An 11853-nucleotide genomic window follows, 5' to 3' on the forward strand; every position below is an offset into this window, starting at 1 on the left:
CGACTGAATCTCAACGCCCACGGTTCGCTCGTCCAGGCCGACCCGCGGTATTATCAGCAGGACACCCTCAACGTCGATGGTGCTCCCGTGGGAGCAAACTGGATCCTCGCTGCCGGCCCGGACACCAACACCGACGCGTTCCCGGACGGCGAAAATCCCAGCGTGCTGTTTCCAAATCCCGGGACAGCACCCAACGCATTACGGCACTGGTTCCGCGGGCTTGGCTTTGGTCCGGCGGAGATCAACCTCGGGCCGCTCTTTGAATTGCTCACCAATAGTGGCGGCTCTCCCGGGCCCTGGCAGAATCTCTATGCTATCCTGCTTGTGGGAAGGACCGATCCGCTCCTGGGCCCGATCATGGGCCGTTATGGAGAGCGAACACGCCTGGCGTCCCCGCCGCCGCTTCCGGCAGCAGGACTGGCCGGGCAGCCTGACGCACTCCTGGCCAACAAATTCTTTACTTATCCGCTCGACTGGCGGACTACACTTCCCCAGCCGTTTGGTCCAGGCAATCCCACCATCTACGGCAGTCCGCCCGACATGATGGGCGCCATGTGTGTCGGTCTTGATCTGCGCGGCCGACCGATCTATGTACAGCCGCAGAACCTCTGGGCGGCGGCCGTCACGGATAACCCTTACAAGATCAAACTGACTCGCCGTGGGCGAAAGGGTGTCATTCAATCCGGCCAGCAGGACGCGGTGGATGCCCCGTTCACGCCGGCAGAACTGGAAGCGATCCTCCGTCCCTTCGACCAGGACAGCCGGGATCTCCCGCAGCGCCTCCGCAAGCTGATTCCCGATCTGGTGCGTGTGCGGCACATGATCACGACGGAGAGTTGGGATCTCCCGGTCGCCGCCCTGGCCGGGAGTTATCGCTGGCGCCAGCAACTGGGGAACCAGCTCCTTCAGAGCATCGTTCAGCGGTTCAATCTGACCGTACCCCAGGACCTGTGGGTGCTTTTCCCGCCCGATGTCCTGGCCGGTTTGCGACTCAACATCAATCGGCCACTGGGTGATGGTCTTGATAACAACAATAACGGTGTCATCGATGAACCTGGCGAGGCGATCGCCGGTCAGGATCAATGGGCCTATCGCACAGCCACTGGCACGACCAGCGCCCTCCCCTTTGATTACGACGGAGATGGCCTCCCGGGGGCCACCGAAGATCCCCATCAGGCCCTGGCCAGGCATCTCTATGTCCTCATGATGTCGGTGGCTGATTTGAATTTCCTCGATACTCTCACCAGCAGCCGCCTGAACACCGCGCGGATGATCGCCCAGTGGGCCGTCAACACGGTCGATTTCCGCGATCGCGACTCGATCATGACGCGATTCGTGTTCGACGAGAACCCGTTTGACGGCTGGAACCCAACCCCCGATCCGCAGCACACAGTATGGGGCTGTGAACGGCCCGAACTCCTCATCACCGAGACCCTTGCCTTCCATGACCGGCGGACGGAAGACCTCAGCGCGTACGGCTACGCATATCCGCCGGGTACCAACGATCCCAAAGAAGAAGACCAAGGAGATAACATCAAAGACCTAGATCAGCGTTATCGACCGCAGGGTTCTCTCTTTGTTGAGTTGTACAACCCCTGGTTTGAAAACGAACCCAGTCCCGGAGAATTCGACGATCCCAACAAGAGCCAGCCGGAACCCCGGCCGGGAGTCGACCTGGCGAAGGTGAATCCGGTCGGTCAGCCGATCTGGCGAATTATCATCACTCGGGCGGAAGCGGATCCCGATCAACCCGGCCTGGCCAAAGACCCGGATAATCCTGATCCCACCAAACGCCCGCAAATCGAACGGGCCGTGTACTTTGTTCCGCGACCCCAAAATGGCTTCCCCGAAGAGGCCAATATCCCCGTCAGCTATTACCCCAGCAATACCTATGCTGGAGAGATCGACAAGATCCTGCCCGGTCGCTATGCGGTCATCGGTCCAGCCGGCCAACCGGATGGGGACATCACGTTCATCGGCTTCCAACTTGATCAGGGCGATCCGAACACTGATCGTTACATCCGCATCCTGAGAAATCAGGTGATCGTCGACAAGAACGGCGACACCCCTCCGCCGGGAATCAATCCTCCGGTGGGCATCCGGGTTGACCGCGGCTACGTCACGATCGGTGCACTGGCCGGAGACAAGGAAATGCGGCTGAGCGTCTCCGAGCCCACCACCGGTTACGACGAGCTGGAAGCAACAGAAACCGATGAGGGCGGCCGGCCTATCAAGTACAACCCCGCCACGGGGCGCTATGAAGATCCTCCGGGATCGCCACAGGTCATCGACCAACCCCTCGATGCCCAGCGAACCGACCTCCAACCCGACGAGGATTGGGACCACCTCTTCGGGCACAACACAACGCGGACACGGTTTCGCATCATTCACCTGCAGCGGCTGGCCGACCCCACGCAGCCCTATGATCCGATTCTCAACCCGTACCGGACGGTGGATTCCGCCCCGGTGGATCTCACGTGCTTCAACAGCCGAACCAATAGGGAAGACTTCACCGCCGATGGCCAGGCCCAGATCAGCCATACCGATCCCATCATGTTCCACACGCGGCAGCGTGGCGAGCGAAACGATGATCCGCCTGCCCTGGACAACAGCAATAACGCGGTTATCCAGGACACCTACCACGACGTCATTCTTTGGAAACAGGAACCGCTCGACAAACCGGTGCAGAATGACGGGGCCACGGTGCCTGTGGGGATCTTCAACCGCAGACTCAAGCATACGCTGGGTTATCTGAGTGAACCTTTCGGCACGCCACGGCCAGGACCGGCGCCGTATAACGGTGATCCCCAGCGTCCCTTCCCGTGGCTCACGTGGCTCAACCGGCCGTACACCAGCGCGACAGAACTTCTCCTGGTGCCGGCTTTGCCCAGCTCCCGACTGCTCGCTTACGATGCCAACAATTACTACAAGTACTACCGCGTGCCACGGGAGGGCACAAATCCGACGCAGGATCTCAATCCTTACCAACCAGATCCCCAAGCCGACCCGATCAGCGATCCGGCAGCCGCGTACGATCCCTATCCTCACCTGACCAATTACTTCTGGTCTGTGGGTGCGGGCACCGGCGGCAGTCCGACGGCCCCTGAGTTCCATCGCGTCCTGGAGTTTGTGCGGGTGCCCTCCCCGTTCGTGGACACGGAACTCCAGTTGAATCCGGAGACCGCGCAGCGCATCTCGCCTCCGGCCCCGCCGGGCTCTCCGCCTCATCGTTTCACTCCACCCAACCACATGATTCCGTACTTCCGTGAGCCGGGGCGCATCAATTTGAATACCGTTTATGCGCCCCAGGTTTGGGCGGGACTGATCAACCGGCCCGAGCTTATCCTCAATCCTCCCGCCAACTGGTTTGATACCACCAATCCCTATGTGGCACTGTGGCACGAATTTCTGGACAGCCGTCGGGGATTCTATGTGCCGCCCAATCAGGGTTTCCCCAGCCTGCCGCCCACGGTGCCCAACACTCCGCTCCTCCCGCCTGACTCGTACACCCGACTTCTGCTGAACAATCCAGATTATCCAACGCGGTTTGGCAATCCCTTCCGCAGCTTCGGTGGGTTCAGTAACGTCCCGCCCACAAGCCCGGTTAATCCCACCAACCCGACTCTCCAGGACGTCATCGGCCGGGAGGTGAACGCCACCCTGCTGCGTGAAAAGGTCGTCCCAAATCCCAACACGGGACAGATGGAGTTCACCCACGTGCCCCTCTTCCAGGCACCCAGTACCGATCCGCAGAATCCCTCGCAAAATCATGAATACGAGTACTGCGACATCAATCGCAATCCCTTCTTCCGCTATCGAGACCTCATGCGACTCGGCAACCTTGTGACCACGCGGTCCAATGTGTACGCCATTTGGGTAACCATCGGTTACTTCGAAGTGCAACCGGTGGCTGAGGTCATGCAACCGGATCCACAGACACCAGGCAACTTCCTGGTGAATGGTGTGAGCCTGTCCCCGCAGGAGATCCTCGACATCTATCCCGACGGCTACATGCTGGGACAGGAGCTGGGCAGTGACACCGGGGACATCAAACGGCACCGGGGATTCTTCCTCTATGACCGTTCGATCCCCGTCGGCTTCCGCCGGGGCTACGATCTCAACGTCGATCAGGGGCTGTTGATCAAGCGAATTATCGAATAGCAGACCGCACCCTGATGGGCTGCAAAGGAAAGGAGGCCGATTGGTGGTGGCACAGGCGGGCGATTTCCATCCTCCCCCCGACGAATCCCTTCCGGAAGAAGCGGTGACGCTGGAGGAACTTGCTCGAGCGTTTGCCGAGGCCACCGGTCAACCTTTGAGCAACCGGGCTCCCTCCGCCGAGGCAAGCCCGCCCGAACCCGCGTCCCCAGCTCCCCCTGCTGATAGCGAACCCGTCGCTGCACCGGCGACGCCGTCGGCCGTCCCGGTCAACCCAAAAAGTATTCTGGAAGCCCTCCTTTTCGTGGGGCATCCTCGCAACGAGTCCCTCTCCCCCGGCCAGGCCGCCGAAATCATGCGCGGTGTTCGGCCCGACGAAATCGCCGGCCTTGTCGCGGAGCTGAACGCCCAGTACGAGGCGAGCGGTCGGCCCTATCGAATCGTCTTCGAGCGGGGCGGTTACCGGATGAAGCTTCTCCCCGAGTTCGACGGGCTCCGCGAGGGCTTCTTCGGCAAGGTCCGGCAGGTGCGGCTTTCTCAGCAGGCCCTGGAAGTCCTGGCAATCGTGGCCTATCGTCAGCCGGTCACTGTGAAAGAAGTCAACCGGCTGCGGGGCAAACCGAGCGGAGCGATCCTCGCGCAGCTTGTGCGGCGGAACCTCATCTCCGTCACCTATCCCGACGGCGACGCCCGAAAAAGCACCGCCCAATATCGCACCACGCAGCGATTTCTGGAGCTCTTCAAACTGCAGAGCCTGGAAGATTTGCCACAACTTGGAGAGGCTGACTGGTCAGGCGAAGAAGGCAGCGAATGAGTGGCGACTGCCGTCCGTCTTCTGAGCCTGCGCGTCACGCATCCTTCCCGCGACGGCGATCAAACTCCTTGCGAAGCTGTTCGAATTGCGCGGACAGGGAATCGAGAAAGGCGTCGCCCGTGCCTGTGAGACGGGCCTCCAGCGGCTCGTAGGGAATGACCCGCGGTGTCGCCGATTCGTGTTCCTCGTGTCCCTCCGGCAAGGGCTCCACGTGGCGGTCGAGAAGCACCTCGATGAGGCGACGGAACTGGCGGATCTCGCCGGCCCAGCGGTTGCGTTCTTCGAGAAGCTGTCGCCGCTGATCGGCCAGCATCTCCAGCCACTCCATCGCGCGATGCCGGAGGACGCTGACCTCCGCTTCCAGGAGTTCTTTCTGGCGCTGCACCTCGGCCAGTTGCTTCTCCAGATCTTCCGCTTTCTGTTGCCAGTGTGCCAGCTCACGTTGTGAGACCGTTTGTTCCGAAGATGAGGTGGCGGGGGTCACCGGTTGTGCGGCAGCGCGGAGTTCACCGATCAACTCACGGAGTCTGGCAAGTTCCTTCTCGCGGTCCTCGGACTGGAGGAGCCGGCGCTGCCACTCTTCCTCCCGGGCCTGCAACTCCCGGGCGCGGCGATCGACTTCGGCCGCCCGATGTTCGATCTGCTCCCGGAGACGTGCAACTTCCTCCTGCGTTTCCCGGTGCCGGGCCAGTGCCGCCGCCAGTTCCTTCTCCCGGCGAACCAGTGCCGATTCCCGGTCCCGCAACTCCACGTCGCGTGCCGACTGGATTTTCAGCCATTCCTCGACCGCCGCCCCCAGTTCTTGAAAGGCCCCCTCCATGACGGCCTGCAGCTCCCGCTGGCCGGCAACCATCTCGTTCAGCCAGCGGTCCACCGCCTCGCGGGGCTCCATGCTGCCAGGGGTTTGCCGAGGGGATTCCATAGACGATCAGACGTTGTTTCCAGGTGGCGAAACCGCCCAACCGGGATGGGTGATACCCGGCTCGGACTTCGGGATCGCCACAACAGAGAGAACTCTGTGAGTACCCGGTCGCTGCACCCTCCGATTCGAAAAGACCAGTCGACTCAATCGTTGCCGCCTATCAGTGGTATTTCAGTCGCAGTGAAAACGATTCACATCCAATAGGTTAGGGGAACCAATGCGCTCTCATTGCAGGCATCACGCCCGCGCGCAGAGAAATACCTGGTGCGCGAACGGTGGGATTCTTCTTTCCCCACAACTTCGAGGACCGTGCCACTCGCTATGACTAGTCTAGGTCACAAAACAGGCCGCGGCAAATGCGGAAGGTTTGATTTCCAGTCATCGTGGTGTTAAAACTACCAGCAAACCCTGTCCTGTGCGAACGCTGTGACCCACCCTTTCCATCGCATTGAGGAGGCATACCTATGAACGACTTCCCCACCCAAAGCCAACAGGACACACGGCGGAATTTCCTCAAGAAGGGTTCCCTGGCCACGGGTCTGGTTTTGTTATCGCCGAACATACCGGCTGTGCACGCCGCGGGGAGCGACGTCGTGAAAATTGCCCTTTCCGGATGCGGCGGCCGGGGAACGGGCGCAGCGGCGGACGCGATGTCGAACAAAGTGGGCGTTCAGGTGCGGCTGATCGCGCTTCATGACGCCTTCCCGGAACGCCTGGAGGCGAGCTATCAGGCCCTCAAAGGCCGGTTCGGCGATCAGGTGGACGTTCCCCCGGAACGCCGCTTCACCGACCTGGACGGCTATCAGAAGCTCATGGAAACCGACGCCGACATCGTCCTCCTCTGTAGTCCGCCGGGATTTCGACCCATTCATTACGAGGCTGCCGTTAAGGCCGGAAAACACGTCTTCATGGAAAAACCGCTGGCCGTGGATGCCCCGGGAGTCCGCCGCATCATGGCCACCAACGAAGAAGCCAAGAAAAAAGGCCTTCGCGTCGCCGTGGGACACCACCTCCGGCACGAAGTCAAACACAAGGAAATGATCCGCCGTATCTGGGATGGCGAAATCGGACGCATCAAGTACCTGCGGGCGTACTTCAACTCCAGCGGTGTTTGGGTGCGCCCGCGTAAACCAGGACAGACCGAGATGCAGTACCAGGTCAACAACTGGTACTACTTCACCTGGCTGTCGGGCGACCACATCGTGGAACAGCATGTCCACGACCTCGATGTCCTCAACTGGATGATGGGCAACAAGCATCCGGTCTCCGCACAGGGGATGGGCGGTCGCCAGTTCCGAATCGGGAAAGATTACGGCGAAATCTACGATCATCACGCCGTCGAGTTCACCTATGAAGACGGTACCCGTGCCTACAGTTACTGCCGCCACATTCCCGGCTGCTGGGACAGCTTCTCCGAACACGCTCATGGCACGAAGGGTTACGTCAGTATTGAAGGCCACGGTCACGCCATCATCCACGTGGAGGGGAAGGAACCCGTGAGAGTCGAGCGCGGGCCGGATGGACATCAATTGGAGTGGAACGACTTTCTCGCCGCATTTCAGGCAGGACAGCCCTACAACGAAGTGGATCACACCATCCTGGGAACCATGACCGCCATCCTCGGACGCATGGCGACGTACTCCGGCCAAATCGTCACATGGGATGAGGCGATCAATTCAAAGGTGGATCTGTCGCCGTCGGGCTACACGTGGGATAGCGTGCCGCAACCCAAACCGGGCCCGGATGGGATTTATCCCTGCGCCATGCCGGGCCAGACGAAAGCCTACTGACACCACCCCGAACAGGGCGCTTTTGCCGCACAATTCAATTCAAACGGCGGTGGCCGGGTCAATTTCCGCCGGCCCTCGGTGGGGATTCTCCGCCATTTGAACTGGCTTCGGGAAAGGCCTGTGAGGTCGGAATCAGCCGACCAAAACACCGCTCGTAGAGCGGCGTCCACGGGGAACTATCCCGACCTCCCGCGGCCAGAGTTACAAAATCGACGCGGCCTTCCCACAGTTCGGGCTCGGAGAAGACCCGTGCGGGAGGATGGATTTTTTCCCGGCGAACCCACTGCCAGAGCTGCCAGATCTGTCGCCACCCCAGTCGGTGAACCCAGCACAGTTCCAGAAAGAGGAGCCAGCGGCTGGTGTACGGGCGGCGACTGCGGAATCGGTCCATAATCCAGACAACCATGCCCAGCACAGCAACAAACGCCAGGAATCCCAGGATATACCATTTCCAGTGGCTTCCTGGCAGCACGTCTCCCGTTTGCCGCCTTTGGAACTCCCTCCGCAGGAGTTCCAGGGGGGCCCTGTGTTGGCCCCACGCTTCGTGTCCGGATGCGAGGAGGCCCAGCACTATCGCCAAAAGGCCATGCCGCAGAAGCGCCGACTGGCGCACCATCCTTTTGTAGAGCCGGTGAAGTCGGAACAATAAACGTTTTCGATTCCACGACATGGTAAACGTCCTACGGACTGGGAGCGTTTTCTGGGGTCAACCCGGCAGCATCGGCGGAGGACGGAACTGGCGGCGTGGCTTGAGAAGGCGAGGATTTTTCCGTGTTCTGGGCAGCCCGCTCCGTTAATTTCTGTCGCTGCCGTCGTTGTTCCAGGCTCCGCTGAGCGATTGCCCGCACCACCGCGTTGGGGTCCTCCAGGGCATCCACCAGAGCCTGGTAACTCCAAACGGAGTCGCTTTGGGCAAGCGCAGCCGCCGCCTCCGCCCGCACGGCGTGGTCTTCGTCCTTCAAAAGTGGGATGATGGCAGACTCCACCCGCGGCACCAAATGCAACTCCTGGGCGACGGAAAGGGCCCGCAACCGTCGTAACCGAAATGGCGAAAGCAACTCCGCCCTCAACAGGAGGGAAGTTCGGCCGTCCACTCGCTTCACCAGCATCCCCGTGTTCTGGCGAATATCGGCAGGCAGCAGGTCCCAGACCTGGAGAAATCGCGAGAAGCTGAATTCGCGGAGACTTTTTCGGGCGGCCTTGCGAACCGCGGGGTGCGGACTTTCCAAAAGCCGAATGATGTGCGGTAAAGCCCCCACCACACCGCGCTGGCGCAACTGTGGCAGAATGGCCGCCTGCACCAGTGGATCGGGATCTGACATCGCCCGCAAGGCCAGCTCATTGGCCTCGGCACCATGGAAATCGGCCAGCGCCTCGGCCGCGGTGCGACGTGCTCCGGGCAAGCCCTTGGTCAGAACTTTGCCAACAACGCGAAGTGCTTCCTGTCGCGGCACACCGGAATGAACGACTATCTCTACCAGCGCGCTCTGCTCCGTTTCATCGAGGCTGGGGAGCAAGCCTTCCAGATTGTCCAGCCACTTCAGGGATCGCAAAGATTTCAGGTGACGTCGAACCGTGGCGGATAAAGGCGTTTTGACTGAATGGAGCAAATGCCGGAGAAACGGCAGATCCGACCGCTGGGAAATGATCCACAACACTTCCTGAGGGGCGTCCGCCTGATTGAGAAAATCACACAGGACCTTCAGTGTCGCCGATGACGTATCGGTGCTCAAAAGATGCAGTAAAACGCTCCGCGCGGCATGGCCCGGCTGCCGAATAATTTCCAAAAACAAGCGAGAATAGCCCGCCGAAAGCAAGAGCAAACTTTCCAGAATTTCAGGAGCTTCATGCTTGGCATAGCGATCGGCCGCGATATTCAGGGCCCGACGAACCTGCTCGGCAGTCCGCATGATCTGCGTCGCCTCGTTCCCCGCCGAGGCAACTTCCACCAGTGTCCCCAGTTTGCGACACAGGGCTTGAAGTGTGCCGGCGAGTGCGTCCCGCGGCTGTATCTTGCGGTTTTCAAGTAAATGAGCCAAAAGCGGCACAAAGTCGAACTGATCGGTATCCACAAGAAATCGACAGACCTCCTGCCGCTGATGGGGATCTCCGTGCACCAGTTGGTCCCGCAGAAATTCCTGGAAGGTGCCGGGGAGAATCCTCAGGCAATCCTGCCAGCAATCGTCCGTGCGGTCGATGTCCCGCAGCACCACAAGGTGGGCGTTTTTCTCGGGTCTTCGCATCAGGGCGAGGAGAGCTGCCCGGCGGATCTGCGGCGTTCCCGACCTCAGCGCACGAAAGAGAAGCTCCACCGCAGCGCGGTTGCCGGTGGTGCCCAGCCAATCAAATGTCTTTTCCCAGGGTGGATGCATTCGGCTGCTGAACAAGCCTCGATATGATTCTGATGGTCGGTCTGTATCTCTCCCTCGTACGGGAAGATGCTCCAAGAGAGTCTAGAACACCCTGGCCGCCCACGATGCTTCATTGGTCTCGTTCTGCGAAAAGGGAAGCCCGGCCATCTCTGCAAATTCCATACAGATCACACATCCGCCAGCCGGTCATCGCCCCAGATAGACCCCACAGGCAGATCCCTCCAAGAAACGGACCTGACAAGCAGGTCCCTCCAAAAAGGTCCCACCAAGATCGTAGGGGCAATTCATGAATTGCCCCTACCAAGTAATCAGCGATATATTGGCCTGACAGGCGGGTCCCCGCGAAAGCGGACCTGACAAGCAGGTCCCTCCGAATGAGAGAAGCAACCAAAGAGCCTCGCTGGCATCGAAGGCGGGCAGCTTCAGCGCCGAAGCTCACTCACCATCGGGCAGTGGCTGCAACCGCTGCACCCCACCGAGTGCCCACCTTCCCCTCGGCGGAAGTACCAGATGACATAGACGGCCGCCACAACGACCGTCAACCAGGCCGCCACGTCCTGCCACATGATATTCAGATGAGTACCCAACTCGCTCACAATCCGGGACCTCCATCGCAAAGGAGGATGCCGCCAATTTGTCAAGCCCCGCCTGTTAAAATTCTACTGGCCAACTGATACGTGACAAGGGCGCCGATGTAGGCCAGCGTCGTCATGTAGGCGAACGTGAAGGCAGGCCAGCGCCAGCTATTCGTTTCCCGGCGGATCACCGCCAAGGTAGCCGCACACTGGGCACACAAGGCGTAAAAGACCATCAGAGACAGGGCCACGGGAATGTTGAAGACCGGCTGATCGGTTCCCTCCCGGGTGGCGGAGCGCAGCCGGGCATGGAGCTCCTGACTAGATGTGAGATCGTCCGAGGAAATATCTCCCAGATTGAACATCACCCCCAGCGTCGCAACCACGACTTCCCGGGCAGGAAAGGACGCCAGAACCGCCGTCCCGATCCGCCAGTCCCAGCCCAGCGGGCGGAAGATCGGTTCGATCGTCCGTCCCATACGTCCCAGGATACTGTTTCGCTGGTAGGCTGCCGCGATGTCGCGACCGATTTGATCGAGCTCCTTCTCCCAGGCCTCACGTTGCGGGGATCCCGGGGGAAGCGTCTCGATCAAGGCCTGCAACTCGCCCTGACGGTTGAGCAGATGCTGATCGATGCTGGCGGGATCATGCGGGTAATACAGGGCTGCCCACACGAGCACCGAAATCGCCGCGATGATCGTCCCGGCATTGCGCAGGAAAACGACTACCCGCTCCCATACTCGCAAGATGACCGTCCGCGGAGACGGCCATTTGTAGCTGGGAAGTTCGATCACGAAGGTCGGCGACCGACCGCGGAAGATTGTTCGCTTGAGGAGCAGAGCCACCGTCACCGCGGTGACCACCCCCAGCACGTAGAGACTCGCCAGGACCAGCCCCTGCAATCCCACAAAACCACCCAGGTATCGATAGTCCGGAATAAAGACGGCAATCAACAGGGCATATACCGGCAATCGAGCCGAACACGTTAAAAGCGGCGTGACGAGAATCGTCGTCAACCGGTCGCGCTCGTTATCGATGGTCCGCGTGGCCATGATGCCGGGCACCGCGCATGCAAAGCTGGAAAGCATCGGGATGAACGATTTGCCGCTCAGGCCGATCCGGGACATGAAACGGTCCATGAGCACCGCCGCCCGCGCCACATAACCGCAGTCTTCCAGAATCGCGATAAAAATGAACAGGATGGCAATTTGCGGGATGAATG

7 protein-coding genes and 1 pseudogene are annotated in these 11853 nt (G+C 60.4%); 3 read left to right on the forward strand and 5 right to left on the reverse strand.

Annotated features, from left to right (window positions below):
- Positions 1–4161 (forward strand): annotated as a pseudogene (locus H5U08_RS02555) (hypothetical protein); the annotation flags it as partial.
- A gap of 43 nt (positions 4162–4204) precedes the next feature.
- Positions 4205–4972 (forward strand): SMC-Scp complex subunit ScpB, encoded by a 768-nt coding sequence (locus H5U08_RS02560; RefSeq protein WP_297029777.1) that lies wholly within the window; start codon positions 4205–4207, stop codon positions 4970–4972.
- A gap of 34 nt (positions 4973–5006) precedes the next feature.
- On the opposite strand, the gene H5U08_RS02565 is transcribed toward H5U08_RS02560, so the two are convergent.
- The gene (locus tag H5U08_RS02565) at positions 5007–5864 is read right to left on the reverse strand and encodes a hypothetical protein (protein WP_297029778.1); all 858 of its coding nucleotides are present in this window, start codon (positions 5862–5864) and stop codon (positions 5007–5009) included.
- A gap of 494 nt (positions 5865–6358) precedes the next feature.
- Here H5U08_RS02565 and H5U08_RS02570 point away from each other — a divergent pair, with 494 nt between their 5' ends.
- Entirely contained in the window at positions 6359–7684 is a 1326-nt protein-coding gene (locus tag H5U08_RS02570) for a Gfo/Idh/MocA family oxidoreductase (protein WP_297029779.1), read from the forward strand.
- A gap of 58 nt (positions 7685–7742) precedes the next feature.
- Here the strand turns inward: H5U08_RS02570 and H5U08_RS02575 are convergent, their stop codons facing one another.
- The 4 genes from H5U08_RS02575 to H5U08_RS02590 form a co-directional block, all read right to left on the reverse strand.
- The gene (locus H5U08_RS02575; RefSeq protein WP_297029780.1) at positions 7743–8354 is read right to left on the reverse strand and encodes a hypothetical protein; all 612 of its coding nucleotides are present in this window, start codon (positions 8352–8354) and stop codon (positions 7743–7745) included.
- A gap of 10 nt (positions 8355–8364) precedes the next feature.
- Positions 8365–10056: a HEAT repeat domain-containing protein gene (locus H5U08_RS02580; protein WP_297029781.1), complete on the reverse strand. Its 1692-nt coding sequence runs from the start codon at positions 10054–10056 to the stop codon at positions 8365–8367.
- Between the two features lie 422 nt (positions 10057–10478).
- On the reverse strand, positions 10479–10652 hold the full coding sequence (locus H5U08_RS02585; protein ID WP_297029782.1) for a hypothetical protein: 174 nt from the start codon (positions 10650–10652) through the stop codon (positions 10479–10481).
- Between the two features lie 41 nt (positions 10653–10693).
- On the reverse strand, positions 10694–11853 hold a 1160-nt coding region (locus tag H5U08_RS02590; protein WP_297029784.1), incomplete at its 5' end, for a ferrous iron transporter B.

This window comes from Thermogutta sp., from assembly GCF_014359955.1.
GTDB lineage: Bacteria > Planctomycetota > Planctomycetia > Pirellulales > Thermoguttaceae > Thermogutta.

Excerpts from the sequence above, each read along its gene's own strand:
- H5U08_RS02565 (WP_297029778.1), bottom strand. The coding sequence starts at position 5,864 with ATGGAGCCCCGCGAGGCGGTGGACCGCTGGCTGAACGAGATGGTTGCC.
- H5U08_RS02570 (WP_297029779.1), top strand. The coding sequence starts at position 6,359 with ATGAACGACTTCCCCACCCAAAGCCAACAGGACACACGGCGGAATTTC.
- H5U08_RS02575 (WP_297029780.1), bottom strand. The coding sequence starts at position 8,354 with ATGTCGTGGAATCGAAAACGTTTATTGTTCCGACTTCACCGGCTCTAC.
- H5U08_RS02580 (WP_297029781.1), bottom strand. The coding sequence starts at position 10,056 with ATGCATCCACCCTGGGAAAAGACATTTGATTGGCTGGGCACCACCGGC.